The sequence below is a fragment of the Mycobacterium sp. D16R24 genome, from assembly GCF_002013385.1.
GTDB lineage: Bacteria > Actinomycetota > Actinomycetes > Mycobacteriales > Mycobacteriaceae > Mycobacterium.
Genome location: NZ_MAEV01000005.1, coordinates 82,590 through 97,142 on the forward strand (window position 1 = coordinate 82,590; position 14,553 = coordinate 97,142).

Annotated in this window: 17 protein-coding genes; 6 read left to right on the forward strand and 11 right to left on the reverse strand. The window is 65.6% G+C overall.

What is annotated here, in order from left to right; all coding sequences use genetic code 11:
* Nucleotides 1-34: 34 nt before the first annotated feature.
* On the forward strand, nt 35-970 hold the full coding sequence (locus tag B4383_RS04400; protein WP_078288991.1) for an NADP-dependent oxidoreductase: 936 nt from the start codon (nt 35-37) through the stop codon (nt 968-970).
* 60 nt (nt 971-1,030) lie between these two features.
* Here the strand turns inward: B4383_RS04400 and rdgB are convergent, their stop codons facing one another.
* From rdgB to clpS, 11 genes are read right to left on the reverse strand one after another with little or no spacing between them, the layout of a single operon-like run.
* The gene (rdgB, locus tag B4383_RS04405) at nt 1,031-1,651 is read right to left on the reverse strand and encodes an RdgB/HAM1 family non-canonical purine NTP pyrophosphatase (RefSeq protein ID WP_078288994.1); all 621 of its coding nucleotides are present in this window, start codon (nt 1,649-1,651) and stop codon (nt 1,031-1,033) included.
* Between the two features lie 8 nt (nt 1,652-1,659).
* Nucleotides 1,660-2,439: a ribonuclease PH gene (rph, locus tag B4383_RS04410; RefSeq protein ID WP_078288997.1), complete on the reverse strand. Its 780-nt coding sequence runs from the start codon at nt 2,437-2,439 to the stop codon at nt 1,660-1,662.
* Between the two features lie 49 nt (nt 2,440-2,488).
* On the reverse strand, nt 2,489-3,250 hold the full coding sequence (locus tag B4383_RS04415) for a cyclic nucleotide-degrading phosphodiesterase (RefSeq protein WP_078289000.1): 762 nt from the start codon (nt 3,248-3,250) through the stop codon (nt 2,489-2,491).
* A 42-nt stretch (nt 3,251-3,292) separates the two neighbouring features.
* Nucleotides 3,293-4,147: a glutamate racemase gene (gene murI / locus B4383_RS04420; protein ID WP_078289002.1), complete on the reverse strand. Its 855-nt coding sequence runs from the start codon at nt 4,145-4,147 to the stop codon at nt 3,293-3,295.
* A complete protein-coding gene (locus B4383_RS04425; protein WP_078289005.1) occupies nt 4,144-4,803 on the reverse strand; it encodes a rhomboid family intramembrane serine protease in 660 nt (219 codons plus the stop codon). Before B4383_RS04425 ends, murI begins: the two co-directional genes overlap by 4 nt.
* A complete protein-coding gene (locus tag B4383_RS04430) occupies nt 4,800-5,762 on the reverse strand; it encodes a cysteine synthase (protein WP_078289008.1) in 963 nt (320 codons plus the stop codon). The genes B4383_RS04425 and B4383_RS04430 overlap by 4 nt, the downstream gene beginning before the upstream one ends.
* A gap of 6 nt (nt 5,763-5,768) precedes the next feature.
* Complete coding sequence (locus tag B4383_RS04435) at nt 5,769-6,050, reverse strand: MoaD/ThiS family protein (protein WP_078289084.1); 282 nt, start codon at nt 6,048-6,050, stop codon at nt 5,769-5,771.
* A gap of 18 nt (nt 6,051-6,068) precedes the next feature.
* Nucleotides 6,069-6,482 carry a M67 family metallopeptidase gene (locus tag B4383_RS04440; protein ID WP_078289011.1) on the reverse strand — a complete coding sequence of 138 codons (414 nt, stop codon included), beginning with the start codon at nt 6,480-6,482 and terminating at the stop codon, nt 6,069-6,071.
* A gap of 39 nt (nt 6,483-6,521) precedes the next feature.
* Nucleotides 6,522-7,514, reverse strand: a complete 993-nt coding sequence (locus B4383_RS04445) for a P1 family peptidase (protein WP_078289014.1) — start codon at nt 7,512-7,514, stop codon at nt 6,522-6,524.
* Nucleotides 7,511-8,098, reverse strand: a complete 588-nt coding sequence (locus B4383_RS04450; RefSeq protein ID WP_078289017.1) for a DUF2017 domain-containing protein — start codon at nt 8,096-8,098, stop codon at nt 7,511-7,513. Before B4383_RS04450 ends, B4383_RS04445 begins: the two co-directional genes overlap by 4 nt.
* Nucleotides 8,099-8,109: 11 nt before the next feature.
* On the reverse strand, nt 8,110-8,412 hold the full coding sequence (clpS, locus tag B4383_RS04455; protein ID WP_078289020.1) for an ATP-dependent Clp protease adapter ClpS: 303 nt from the start codon (nt 8,410-8,412) through the stop codon (nt 8,110-8,112).
* A 115-nt stretch (nt 8,413-8,527) separates the two neighbouring features.
* Here clpS and B4383_RS04460 point away from each other — a divergent pair, with 115 nt between their 5' ends.
* Genes B4383_RS04460 through B4383_RS04480 form a run of 5 tightly spaced genes read left to right on the forward strand, consistent with a single transcriptional unit; the run spans nt 8,528 to nt 14,551 of the window.
* Nucleotides 8,528-9,832: a nicotinate phosphoribosyltransferase gene (locus B4383_RS04460; RefSeq protein ID WP_078289023.1), complete on the forward strand. Its 1,305-nt coding sequence runs from the start codon at nt 8,528-8,530 to the stop codon at nt 9,830-9,832.
* Nucleotides 9,833-9,850: 18 nt separating this feature from the next.
* A complete protein-coding gene (locus B4383_RS04465) occupies nt 9,851-10,444 on the forward strand; it encodes a TetR/AcrR family transcriptional regulator (protein WP_078289026.1) in 594 nt (197 codons plus the stop codon).
* 24 nt (nt 10,445-10,468) lie between these two features.
* Nucleotides 10,469-11,023, forward strand: a complete 555-nt coding sequence (locus B4383_RS04470) for an isochorismatase family protein (protein WP_078289029.1) — start codon at nt 10,469-10,471, stop codon at nt 11,021-11,023.
* Nucleotides 11,020-13,074, forward strand: coding sequence for an ATP-dependent DNA helicase (locus tag B4383_RS04475; protein WP_078289033.1), 2,055 nt, complete (start codon nt 11,020-11,022; stop codon nt 13,072-13,074). The genes B4383_RS04470 and B4383_RS04475 overlap by 4 nt, the downstream gene beginning before the upstream one ends.
* A 19-nt stretch (nt 13,075-13,093) precedes the next feature.
* Nucleotides 13,094-14,551, forward strand: coding sequence for a peptidase (locus B4383_RS04480; protein ID WP_078289086.1), 1,458 nt, complete (start codon nt 13,094-13,096; stop codon nt 14,549-14,551).
* Nucleotides 14,552-14,553: the final 2 nt, after the last annotated feature.

Consider the following 14,553-nt stretch of genomic DNA (forward strand, 5'->3'; position numbering starts at 1 on the left):
AATACTGACATGACGATGCGGCTTGGATAGCGGTATGACCACCACACACGCAGTTGTCGCCACCGCATATGGCGCATCCGATGTCCTCGAACTCCGCGAAGTGCCGATCGACGGTCCCGGCGAGGGCCAAGTTCTTGTCGACGTCAAGGCCGCCGGCGTTAATCCGATCGACTGGAAGTTGTACTCGGGAGCCTTCGGTACCGACCCCGCGAATCTCCCGATGCGCCTCGGTCTCGAGGTGTCCGGAACAGTGGCAGCTGTCGGTTCAGGTGTCGACGGGCTTCAACCCGGCGACGACGTCATCGCCGCCGGGCAGATCGGCGGCTATGCCGGTCAGATCATCGCCTCGGCGGATGAGGTGTTCAAGAAGCCGGCGAATCTGTCCTTTCCCGAAGCCGCCGGGTTCCTCCTCACCGGGCAGACCGCGGTCCACCTCCTGGAGGCCACCAACGTGACCGAGGGCGACACCGTCCTGATTCACGGTGCCGCGGGCGGTGTGGGGCTGCTTGCCACTCAGCTCGCAAAGGCCCGCGGCGCGACAGTAATCGCCACCGCAAGCGCTGCCCGCCACGACCAGCTGCGCGGTTATGGCGCGATTCCCGTTGAGTACGGCCCCGGTTTACAAGACCGTGTCAGCGCCATCGGATCCGTCGACGCTGCACTCGACCTCGTAGGCACCGACGAGGCCGCCGACGTCTCACTGGCACTCGTTGCCGACAAAGACCGCATCGCCACGATTGCCGGATTTGGCCGTGCCGCAAGCGATGGCTTCAAGGCGCTGGGCGGCGCCCCCGGTGCCGACGCGGGCACCGAGATACGGCTCGCCTCCCGTCCCGAGCTGATCCGACTGGCAGGCAACGGCGAACTGAAAGTCACCGTCGACCGCACCTATCCGTTGGCCGAAGCGCGCCAGGCCCACGAGTACGTGCAGACCGGCCACGCCCGCGGAAAGATCATCCTGCAGCCATAACCCTGCGCGAGCAGTCCCCCGCGTGCGGGGACTGCTCGCGGGGGACTGCTCTCCAGGAGGCTAGGGCGCGGTGCGGCCGAGGTTCACCAGGTTGCGCAGCATCGGGAGCAGCGCCGCCAGCGCCCGCCCGCGATGCGATACCGCATCCTTCTCTTCGGGTGTCATTTCCGCCGCGGTCCGCAGACCCCCGCGCGGTACGAAGATGGGGTCGTAGCCGAAGCCGTTCTGTCCCGCAGGTTCCCGTGCGACGGAGCCCTTCCAGCGTCCTTCCACGACGACCTCTTCGCCCTCCGGTGTCACCAGCGCGCACGCTGAAACGAACGCCGCACCGCGGCGCTCATCGGGCACCTCGGAAAGCTGGGCGAGCAGCAGCGCGGTGTTGGCGGCGTCATCTCCATGACGTCCGCTCCAACGCGCGGACAGCACGCCCGGCATCCAGTTCAGCGCGTCCACCGCGATACCGGAATCATCGGCGACGCAGGCCAATCCGGTGTGTCGCGCGCCCTCACGCGCCTTGATCAGCGCGTTGTCCTCGAAGCCGGCACCCGTTTCGGGCACTTCCTCGTATTCAGGGACGTCGGCAAGCGAAACCAGTTCGACACCGGTAACCCCCGAAGACTCGAGAACCCGATGTAGTTCCGCCAGCTTTTTTGGGTTACGGCTTGCGACAAGTATTTTCATGCCCCCGCCTACTTCGAACCGAACGCCTTCTTCTGTGGCGCGTCAGGCAGTACACCCGGGTAGGGCAACGCGAGAGCTTCCTTCTGCAGAACGAACAGCTGCTCGGCAGCTCCCACCGCAGCGTCAAGCAGCTTGTCCAGCGTTGTGCGCGGGAAGGTGGCACCCTCGCCGGTGCCCTGCACCTCCACCAACGTACCGGTGTCGGTGGCCACCACATTCATGTCAACCTCGGCGCGCGAATCCTCTTCGTACGGAAGGTCTACACGCACCCGGCCGTCCACGACGCCGACGCTCACGGCGGCGATCGCGCAGGACAAGGGCTCTTCATCGGCCAGCTTGCCATGCGCAGCCAGGTAGGTCACCGCGTCGGCCAGTGCCACGTAGGCGCCGGTGATGGCCGCGGTACGGGTTCCGCCGTCGGCCTGCAATACATCGCAGTCGATGGCAATGGTGTTCTCCCCCAATGCCGACAAATCGATACACGCGCGCAGCGACCGCCCGATCAGGCGGCTGATCTCCTGGGTACGACCACCCACGCGCCCTTTGACCGATTCGCGATCGCTGCGGGTATGGGTAGAGGCCGGCAGCATCGCGTATTCGGCTGTGAGCCAACCAAGTCCAGAACCCTTGCGCCAGCGCGGCACACCCTCGGTGGCACTGGCGGTGCACATCACCCGCGTCTGGCCGAACTCGATGAGTACCGAACCCGCCGGGTGGGAAGTGAATCCCCGCGTGATGGTTACCGGACGCAACTCGTCGTCTTGTCTGCCGTCTTCTCGTCTGGACACGCCCTCGACCTTATCGTCTCCGCCGGAGTGCCGAGTGTGAGTGGCAGAGCTACAGGTCGATACTCTCCCCGGCAACCACTGCCCGCACCGGCCCGTCGAACGCCGACTTGGCCTCCGCGATGACATCCTCGCGCGAGGTCCACGGCGGGATGTGGGTCAGCAGCAGTTCCTTCACACCCGCTCGAGTCGCGATCTGACCGGCTTCGGTCCCCGACAGGTGAAGGTCCGGCGGACGGTGCCCCGGCATGTGCGTCCACGATGCCTCGCACAGAAACACGTCGGCATCGCGAGCCAGCTCGACCACGGCATCGCAGATGCCGGTGTCTCCGCTGTAGGCCAGAACGGCACCCGACCTGTCCTCGATCCGCAGCCCATAGGACTCTGGCGGGTGCGCCACCCGGGTTGGTGTCACGGTGAGCGCCCCGAATTCGACGGGCACACCCTCGCTCCATGCATACAAGTCGAAGATGTCGGTGAAATCGTCGACCTCGCCCCCGATCTCAGCGGAGGCCGCGCCCACACGCACCAGGGTGTCGGCGGGGCCGTACATAATCGCCTTGCCCTTCGGCGGATTCGGGTGATAGCGGCGCCACACGAACAGACCCGGCAGGTCGAGGCAGTGGTCGGCATGCAGGTGCGACAGCAGAACGGACACTGATCCGGGATCGGCGAAACGTTGCAGAGAGCCCAAGACACCGCCACCGAAGTCGATGACCAACGGTGGCGCATCCGGTGCCGTCAGGAGATAACCAGACGCCGGTGAATCCGGTCCGGTGACACTGCCTGAGCAGCCGAGCACGGTGACTCGCACAGCCCCTAGTTTGCCACGCCTGGCAAGCGTCTCGGCAGAGGGTTAGAGAGGTGTTGCAATTTCGGTGTAACCCGGAACACCGCTAGCTCGAGTTTGCACTGCCGTCACAGCCGGGCCGAGGAATCGGGCCGCCAGAGCGCGGAACGCGTCGGGATCACCGGTTGCCTCGAAAATACGGTTCGGACTCGAGGCACTCGGGTTATCCGGATGCGGCCGCAGCAGATCCCTCTCCGACAGCACCCGCAGCAGGTCCTTGGCAGTTTCCTCGGCGCTGGACACCAACGTGACGTCCTCGCCCATGGCGAGCTGGATCAGCCCGGACAACAACGGATAGTGAGTGCAGCCCAGCACCACGGTGTCGACCTGAGCCCGCTGCAGCGGCTCCAGATAGCCCTCCGCCAGCTGCAGCACCTGCCGCCCACTGGTGATGCCGCGCTCCACGAAATCGACGAACCGTGGACACGCCACGGCCGTGATTTCGGTGTCGCGCGCGGCCGCGAACGCGTCCTGGTACGCACCCGACGCGATGGTCGCCGCGGTGCCGATGACGCCGATCTTGTTGTTGTGCGTGGTGTGCACGGCTCGCCGCACGGCGGGCAGTACCACCTCGATGACCGGCACCGGAGCGTAGCGCTCGCGGGCGTCGCGCAGGCATGCCGCCGAGGCCGTATTACAGGCGATCACCAGGGCTTTCACCCCGCGCCCGACAAGATCGTCCCCGATGGCCAGCGCATGTCCGCGGATCTCCGGAATCGTCAGCGGACCGTACGGCCCATTACCGGTGTCGCCGACGTAGACGATGTCCTCGTCGGGCAGCTGATCGATGATGGCCCGCGCGACGGTCAATCCTCCGACGCCGGAATCGAATATCCCGATGGGTGCGCTCGGGCTCGTCACGTCGTCAGCCTCGGTGACGACGTGGCCTTCGCCTTGCGTTCCCTACCGGAGAGCCAATAGGCCGCGAGCACGCCGGCGATGGCCCCACTCAGGTGCCCTTGCCAGGACACGCCGAACTGTCCGGGCAGCGCACCCCACAGCACACCGCCGTAGAGAACCATGACGACGACACCAATGAGGATCTGACCCACACTCCGGTTGAAGAACCCTCTGACGATCACGTAGGTGAGCCAGCCGAAGATCAGGCCCGACGCCCCGATGTGGTTGGTCTCGTACTGCGAGCCGAGGTTGCCGATGAGCCACGTGCCGACTCCGCCGAGAACCCAGATGATCGCGGTTGCCAGGAGGAAGCGTCCGAGCCCGGCGGCCGCCGCCAGGAAACCCAGGACGAGCGCGGGCACCGTGTTGGCAACCAGATGCCCCCAGTTGGCGTGCAGCAGTGGGGCGAACAGGATGCCGTCGAGTCCGTCCGCCGCCAGGGGGCGAATGCCGTTCTCATCGAGACGGTGTCCGCTGACCGAATCGATACCCTCGACGACATAGAGCAGCGCGACGAACGCGACCACCAGGATTCCGCCGGTGACCCACTGCGGACGTCCGGACCGCTCGGGACGGGCTGGATAGAACCCCTCCGGGCCACCCTGATATCCCGTCATGCCCACAACTGCCCTTCCAGCGCGTCCTCTGCGTCATCCACGGTACCGGCGTACGCACCGGTCGACAGATACTTCCAACCCGCATCGGCCACCACGAAGGCGATATCCGCCCGCTCACCGGCCTTGACCGCCTTCGTGGCCATGCCGAGTGCCGCGTGCAGAATCGCACCGGTCGAGATGCCCGCGAAGATGCCTTCGACTTGCACCAACTCTCGAGTTCGGCGCACCGCGTCGAACGACCCGACCGAAAAGCGAGTGGTGAGCACCTCGGGGTCGTACAACTCGGGCACGAACCCCTCGTCGATGTTGCGCAACGCATAAACACCCTCGCCATACCGCGGCTCGGCCGCGACGATCTGCACCCCCGGCACCTTTTCGCGCAAGAACCGTCCCGTACCCATCAGGGTGCCGGTGGTACCCAGCCCGGCGACGAAGTGCGTGATCTCGGGCAGATCGGCCAGAATCTCCGGGCCGGTGCCGTGATAGTGCGCGGCAGCATTTGCCGGGTTGCCGTACTGGTACAGCATCACCCACGAAGGGTTCTGCGCGGCAAGTTCTTTGGCGGTGGCGACGGCGGTATTGGAGCCGCCTTCGGCCGGGGAAAAGATGATGCGAGCGCCATAGAGCTCAAGCAGCTGACGCCGCTCGATGGAGGTGTTCTCCGGCATCACGCAAATCATCTTGTAGCCCTTGAGCTGCGCGGCCATCGCCATCGAGATACCGGTGTTACCGCTGGTGGGCTCGAGAATCGTGGCTCCCGGTTCCAGCAGCCCGTCCTGCTCGGCTTGTTCGATCATGCGCAACGCGGGCCGATCCTTGATGGATCCGGTCGGATTGCGGTCTTCCAGCTTGGCCCACAACCGCACGTGCGGATCGCCGTTCCAGGCCGGGGACAGCCTCTGCAACCCGACCAACGGCGTATTCCCGAGGGCCTGCAGCAGCGAGTCGTAGCGGGTCATGCGCCGCTAGCCACCGGCCACGGCGGGCAGGATGGTGACCGAATCGCCATCGGCGATCACGGTGTCCAGCCCACCCGAGAACCGCACGTCCTCGTCGTTGACATAGATGTTGACGAAACGGTGCAACTTACCCGGGGAGGCTGGGTCTACGAGTCGGTCGGAGATCCCGGAATAGTTGGACTCCAGATCCGTGATCACCGCCTGCAAGGTAGAACCCGTTGCGGTGACGCGCTTCTCGCCACCGGTGTGAGTACGCAGGATCGTGGGAATCGATACTTCAATCGACACTGTGGACATTCCCTTTCTCTAGTACTGCTCGACGATGGTGATGTCCTCTTCGGTGACCACCCCGTCGATAATCCGGTAACTGCGCAGCTCATGCTGCTCCGGATCGCGAGTGGACACCAAGACATAGTGGGCATCGGGCTCCGCGGCCAAGTTGATATCGGTACGGCTGGGGTAGGCCTCGGTCGCGGTGTGGGAGTGATAGACAACCACCGGTACCTCGTCGGCGCCATCCATCTCGCGCCAAACGCGAAGCTGCTCACCGGAATCAAAGCGATAGAAAGTCGGAGACCGCTCGGCGTTGATCATGGCCACGTGCCGCTCGGGACGATCGGACCCCTCCGGACCCGCCAGCACGCCGCAGGCCTCATCGGGGTGGTCGGCACGGGCATGCTTGACCATGGCGTCGACCAGGTCAGCACGAATACGAAGCACCAACAGCCCTTCCCTTCCCTCTGGTGCCGTGGCGGAGCACTACGAAAACGCTCCTGGCAACACGTCACGATATGCGGGTATTCCGGCGACGCTCCCGGCGCCCACCACCGCGCGCACGACGGCCCGCTCGACACAGTCGGCAGCGGCGATCCCCACCGAGACGGTCAGAGCTACGGCATCGCCCCCGCCAGTCCCGGTCGCAAGCACGTACAACGTGTCCCCGTCCATCGGGGTGTGCGCGGGCCTGATCGCCCGCGCCAACCCGTCATGGGCAGCGATCGCTACTCGGCGACATTGCGCCTTGGTCAGCGGGGCGTTGGTCGCCACCACGCCGATCGTCGTGTTCAACGCCACCGACTTGTCGGGCAACGCGGCCAGCGCTGCGATCTGGCTGGCCGGGGGCGCGCCCAGTTCCGGTGCACACGCAGGGTCCCAGGGCAGCCCTGTCGACGGATTAATCACCAGCCCAACAGGGTTGGCGACAATCACGGCTCCCACCACAATCCCGTTGCCCAGATCCGCACTCGCCGACCCGACGCCCCCCTTGAGGGTTCCGGCCCGGGCTCCGACACCGGCACCCACCGCACCCCAACCCGGCGCATCATGGGCATCTTCCGCGGCGCGATATCCGAATTCAGCGTCGGGCCGATTTTTCCAGGCGCCCACAGGCAGGTCGAAGATGACCGCACCGGGGACAATGGGAACGGTGCCGCCCGGCAGCGCCACTCCCCTGCCTCGTTCCTCCAGCCAGCGCATCACTCCGTCGGCGGCGGCTAACCCGTAGGCGCTTCCCCCGGTGAGCACAATGGCGTCGACCGTTGAGACCGTATTGGCCGGATCGAGCAGATCGGACTCACGCGTTCCCGGAGCCCCGCCACGTACATCGACCGCGCCGGTGGTCCCCGGTGGCGCCAGCACCACGGTGGTGCCGGTGGCCCAGCCCGATCCAAGGCCGGCATCGGCGTCCAATCGCTGGTGATGCCCCACGAGTATTCCCGGGACGTCGGTGATCGCCCCAGAGAACTGACTCATACCGCCGATTTCCCCATCAACGCGAGCACCAGCAACTCCTGCATCACCGTCAGCCAGTGATAGATGTCCATATGCCCGGCCATGGGATCGTCGGCGGGCAGCTCCTGCGGGCCGTCGCTGTCGATCCCAAGCATCGCCCCCAGAGCCAATCGCACGTCATTCAGCGCGGTAAGCCATGCGCGCGCGTCGTCCTCGGACAGCTCAAACCGTCCGCCCTCAGGAGGAAGGGTGCGCAACAACCGTTGTCCCGCCTCGCGTTTAGCATCGATGATCTCCGGCTCATACAGGCTGCGTAGCGCACTGTTCAGTCCACTGACCGCCTCGATGCTGCTGGTACCGTCCTGGTCCGGACGGTGAAAGTCCGGGAGCAGCCGCCCCAAGGTGACATCGGTGGGGGCCCCGGAGTTTCCCGTCCGAATACCGGTCAGCTGCGCCAATTCGTCACTGGGCGCCGACGATTCGCGCTCGTCCAGCATCGCCAACATCGACGTGACCATCGACTGCACGAGCGCTGCCTCGTGCGGCTCCATTTCCGAACGCAGCCGAGTCCCATCGGACGCGTTGACGCGCTTCCACTTTCGCACGGATCAGCGGCTCAGCGATCCTGCTGCAGAGTGGCCCACAGACCGGCTGCATGCAGCTTGCTGACATCGATCTCCATCGACTCGCGAGCGCCGCACGACACCACAGCCTTACCCTCATGGTGAACCTGAAGCATCAGGTTGGTGGCCTCGCTCTCGCTGTAGCCGAACAGCTGCTGGAACACATAGGCGACATAGTTCATCAGGTTCACCGGGTCATCCCAGACGATGGTGACCCACGGCGACTGGGTCTGGTCGACATGTTCGACAGACCTCTCCGCAGTAGTCCCTGGCAAGGCTCGCGCCGGCGCACCCATGACCCCAGAATACCGGGACCGCCAACTCTGTCAGCATGAAGTTCGGAGTTCCGCCGTCGGCTCGAAGCCTGTCGGAGCCGGTTATGCACCCCGGTATCCCGCTAACGTGGCGCACATGACGCACCCGCGCACGTCATTGCTCACCGACAAGTACGAGCTCACCATGCTCGCCGCGGCACTGCGCGACGGCACCGCGGGACGTCAAGCCACGTTCGAAGTGTTCGCCAGACGGTTGCCGGACGGCCGCCGGTACGGCGTGGTCGCCGGTACCGCTCGATTGCTCGAAGCGCTTGCCGAGTTCCGGTTCGGATCCGAAGAACTGAAATCACTATCCGATTTTTTGGACAATGACGCACTCCAGTACCTCGCCGGGTATCGATTTGGTGGCGACATCGACGGCTATCCGGAGGGTGAGCTCTACTTCCCGGGATCCCCGGTGCTGACCGTGCGGGGAACCTTCGCTGAATGCGTCATCCTCGAAACCCTGGCGCTGTCGATCCTGAACCACGACAGTGCCGTCGCCTCTGCCGCCGCCCGAATGGTGTCGGCGGCCGGAGGCCGTCCGCTCATCGAGATGGGATCGCGGCGCACTCATGAGCTGGCGGCGGTGGCCTGCGCCCGGGCGGCCTATCTCGCCGGGTTCGAATCCACGTCCAATCTGGAGGCGCAACGCCGTTACGGCGTGCCCGCTCGCGGCACCGCCGCGCATGCATTCACCTTGCTTCATGCCAAGGACGGCATGAGCCCCGGCGAGGCCGAACGGGAGGCATTTCGCGCACAGGTGGAGGCGCTGGGTGTATCCACCACCTTGCTGGTGGATACCTACGACATCACCCGCGGGGTCGAGAACGCGATCGCCGTCGCGGGCCCCGAGCTCGGAGCGGTGCGCATCGACTCCGGCGATCTGGGCATGCTGGCCCGGCAGGTTCGAGCACAACTCGACGCCCTCGGTGCGCACCGAACCCGCATTGTGGTCTCCGGAGACCTCGACGAGTACTCCATCGCGGCACTGCGCGCCGAGCCCGTCGACATCTACGGGGTGGGTACCTCGGTGGTGACCGGCTCGGGATTCCCCACGGCCGGCATGGTCTACAAACTCGTCGAGATCGACGGCATCCCTGTGGCAAAACGCAGCAGTCATAAGGAATCCCATGGCGGTCACAAATGCGCCCTGCGCACCGCCAAGCCGACCGGCACCATTACCGAGGAAGTGGTGTACCGCGCGGCCAGCGGCCAGCCGACGCTGACGGAGCCGCACCGGACGCTGACCACCCCACTGGCGCGTGGCGGCACGCCCATCACCACCGACTCACTGGACGACGCCAGGGGCCGCGTACACGCGGGATTGCTGAGCCTGCCGTGGGAAGGACTGGGCCTTTCCCACGGGGATCCTGCGATTACCACCCGACTGGTGGGATAATTCTCGCCCGGAGGACACATGGCAGCCAGAAGGCAATGGGCGGGAACCACTCCCGAGGAGCGTCGGGCGACACGTCGACGCGCGCTACTCGACGCGGGCATCGCGGCGCTCGGCGCCATCGACGGCCCGGCGCTGACCATCCGCACCGTATGCAGGTCTTCCGGTGTCTCGGAACGCAACTTCTACGAGGAGTTCGGCGATCGAGACGACTTCGTGCGTGCCGTGTACCAAGACGTCCTCGAATCCGTGATGCGTGTCGTCACCGAATTCGCTACCGATGGCGACGATTTGGAAACCCGCGCGGTGGAGACCTTCATCGGCGCGACCGTCGACAACCCGGAATATGGCCGCATCATGATGCTGGCTCCTTTCACCGAGCCGACACTGGGCAGCGTCGGATTCGCGGGGTCGATGGCGTTCGCCTCGCTCGCGGAGAAAGCGCTGGTGGACGTCGGCGATCCCGGACGCCGCCGATTTCTGTCGGTATCGCTCGTCGGTGCGGCCTCGGGCGCCATCATCGACTATCTGCGCGGAGATCTAGGCATCAGCCGTGACGAGCTCATCGACTACATCTCACGTATGGGCCGCCAGGTGTCGGCGATCTTCGACTGAGCACAGGCCGGGTACCGTCGATCCATGGGCAGGGCACTTATTGTCGTCGACGTGCAGAATGACTTCTGCGAAGGAGGCTCGTTGCCCGTGCCCGGTGGCGCCGCGCTCGCCCGGACGATCAACAACCTCACCGCGTCCGGCGCCTACGACGCGGTGGTCGCGACGCGCGACTTTCACATCGACCCCGGTGATCACTTCTCCGCGATACCGGACTTCGCGACAAGCTGGCCGCCACACTGCAGGGTCGGCACCCCCGGCGCCGACTTCCATCCGGACCTGGATCTTGGCCCTGTCGACGCGGTGTTCTCCAAAGGCGGTTACTCCGCCGCATATTCAGGCTTCGATGGCATCTGCACCGAGGGCACCGCACTGGCGTCCTGGCTGCGGGCCCGGGATCTCGACAGCATCGACGTGGTGGGTATCGCTACCGAGTACTGCGTGGCCGCCACCGCCCGCGACGCCGCTCGCCAGGGGCTACACGTTCGTGTGCTCTCCGAGTATTCCGTTGGCATTGAGGAAGAATCGGTGAATCGCGCCCTGGATGAGCTCCGGGACGCCGGCGTCGAGGTGATCCGCTGAACGAGAAATCGGGCGGCGCATCCACATCCACAGGTCTGCTCGCCACCGCCGTCACAGCGCTTGGCGGAACCGAGCGCGCCGGACAGCTCACGATGGCCACCGCCGTCGAACACTCCCTACACAGCGGTGAGCACCTCGTGGTCCAGGCCGGCACCGGCACCGGGAAGTCCTTGGCGTACCTGGTGCCTGCCCTTGCCCACGCCATCGAGGAGTCATCCCCGGTCGTGGTCTCGACGGCCACCATCGCGTTGCAACGTCAGCTCGTGGATCGCGACCTGCCCCGGTTAGCGGAAGCGTTGACCCCCTCGCTGTCCCGAAAACCAACGTTCGCGATTCTCAAAGGCCGGGGAAATTACCTGTGCCTCAACAAATTGCATAACGGTGCGGCTTCCGACCAGGAAGCGCCCGACACACTGTTCGAACCCTTCGCGGCCAGCGCGCTTGGACGCGACGTACAGCGCCTCAATGACTGGGCGGATACCACCAAGACCGGGGATCGCGATGAGCTCAAGCCCGGCGTGCCCGATCGTTCGTGGTCACAGGTCAGCGTGTCGGCACGCGAATGCCTCGGCGCTACGCGGTGCCCGTTCGGCACAGAGTGCTTTGCCGAGCTGGCCCGGCTCGACGCGGGACAATCGGATGTCGTGGTCACCAATCATGCGCTGCTGGCCATCGATGCCATCGCCGACATCAACATCCTGCCCGAGCATGACGCGGTGATCGTCGACGAGGCGCACGACCTCGTTGACCGGGTAACAAGCGTTGCCACCCAAGAACTCTCGGCAGTCGGCCTCACCGTCACCATCCGGCGTATCGGCCGACTGGTATCCCCCGAGACGGCGAGCCGGTTCGAAGCTAGCTCGGCAACGTTCTCCTCATTGATCCACGACAGCAAGCCCGGCACCATCGACCGCGCGGACGAGGAAACCGTCACCTATCTGACCGCGCTGCGCGACGCCGCGGCCGCGGCCCGCACCGAGATCCCCACAGGCCAGTCCACCGACCCCGCCACCGCCGCGGCACGTACGGAAGCAGTTGCTGCACTGGACGATATCGTCGATGCCGCTTCCTTAGCGCTGACCTGCTGGGGCGAACCGGATATCACGGCCCGCCCCAACGTGGTCTGGCTCGATCATGAGGACAACCGGGGCTCGGTGCGCCCAGTTCTGCGGGTTGCCCCGCTGTCGGTGGCGGGGCTGCTGCGCACCCGACTGTTCGGACAGCGCACAGTCATCCTCACCTCAGCCACCCTGGCTCTCGGGGGGAAGTTCGACACCATGGCCGCATCCTGGGGCCTGCCCAGCCGCGAACCCAGCACAGACTCTGGCACCGAGACCAAGACCGTCTGGCATGGCATCGATGTCGGGTCTCCTTTTCAGCATGAGAAGTCCGCCATTCTTTACCTGGCGCGGCACCTTCCCGCCCCGGGACGCGACGGACTTGGCGCGGCGACGCTTGATGAGATCGAGACTCTGGTTCGCGCGGCAGGGGGACGCACGCTGGGACTGTTTTCCTCGATGCGCGCCGCTAAGGAGGCGTCCGAAGAGATGCGCTCCAGGCTCGACACCCCCGTGCTGTGCCAGGGTGACGACGCGACATCGGTTCTGGTCGAACAATTCAGTGCGGCGCCCGAAACCTCACTGTTCGGCACCCTGTCGCTGTGGCAGGGCGTCGACGTACCCGGCCCCTCCTTGTCGCTCGTTCTCATCGACCGAATCCCCTTCCCCCGCCCTGACGATCCACTCCGGGCGGCCCGGCAGCGAGCGATCAGCGCACGCGGCGGCAACGGGTTCATGGCGGTGGCGGGCACCCAGGCAGCGCTGCTGCTGGCGCAGGGAACCGGCCGCCTGTTACGTAGCGCGCAGGACAGAGGCGTTGTCGCGGTGCTCGATTCACGGATGGCGACGGCGGGGTACGGCGGATTTCTCCGGGCATCGCTGCCACCGTTCTGGTCGACGCACGATTTGTCGGTGGTCACCGCGGCGCTACAACGGCTCACGACCAAGCACAGCGCGACTTATGCTGGAGAGGGCTCCCGCACACGGGGATAGCCCCGACAGAGAGATGGCCATGACAATTCCGGTCAGGTGGTTTCGCACCCCGGAGAGAATCCTGGCCTGCTGCGCCCTTGCCGCCCTGGTCTTATCAGCCTGTGCCAATATCGTTGAGGGCGCGCCGGTTTCGCAGCTAGGCAATGCGTATCAAGTCGCCGGACTCCCTGCTGTCGACGGTCCGTCCGGGTTACGCCCCAATCCCAAACCGGCCGACAAGGCCGTACTCGGCACCGACGACGGCGAGATGGACCGGCTTGCGATAAGCGCCGTCGCCGATATCGAAGACTTCTGGCAAGAGGCCTATCCCAAGACCTTCTGGGCCACGTTTCATCCGGTCGAGTCATTGATGTCCTGGAACAGCCAGGGCCCCGGTGGCGCGGACTTCTGTGGCAACCCGACGACCGGCTTCGACAATGCCGGGTACTGCATCAGCCAGAACAGCCTTGGGTGGGATCGCGGCGTGCTGTTGCCCAGGCTGGTGCGAATGTTCGGCGCCATGGCGGTACCCATGACGCTGGCCCACGAATACGGGCATGCCGTCGCGCACCAGTCGGAGATGGTTGACTCTCGGACCCGAACGCTGGTCGGTGAGCAGATGGCCGATTGCCTCGCCGGAACATACCTGCGGTGGGTGGCACAGGGCAGCTCACCGCGCTTCACGCTGAGCACCGGCGATGGTCTCAACAAGGTCATCGCGGCGCTCATCGCTTTCCGGGACGATCCCGTCGAGGCGGGCGGCCGCCTCGACGCGCACGGATCCGCATTCGAGCGGGTGTCGGCGTTCCAGCGCGGATTCGTGGACGGCGCGGCCGAATGCACCCGGATCGACATGGCGGAAATCGCCAAGCGTCGCGGCGGGCTCCCCGAGAATCTGCCGTCCGGCGAATCGGGAGACACGCCCGTCACCGTCGACACCCTGCGCACGCTGATGACCGTGCTCCGGGAAGTGTTCGCGCCTGCGGGAAACACAGCACCGCCGCGACTGTCGGTATCGGGGGCCGCGTGCGACGAGCCCGGCCATCGCCGACAATCCGCGGCTGCGGTGTACTGCCCGGACTCCAACACGGTGGCTCTCGATCTGCCGCGACTGACCGACCTGGCGCTGCCCACCCACGATCAGGGACGGATAACCGGCGACTTCACCGCCTATTCGATGGTTATTTCCCGTTATGCGCTGGCGATCGAGAAACAACGGGGCCTGCCGCTCGACAACGGGCAGAGCGCGCTACGCAGCGCCTGCCTGACGGGTGTCGCTTCAGCAGCAATGGCCAAACCCATCACGCCAACCCAGAAACCGAACCCGATGGTGCTCACCGCCGGGGATCTTGACGAGGCCGTGTCGGGGCTGCTGACCAACGGCGTCGTGGCCAGTGACGTCAACGGAACCACCATCCCGGCCGGCTTCTCCCGGATCGATGCCTTCCGCGACGGGGTGGCCGGATCGGCGGATCGCTGCCTCAAGCGCTACGTCTGACC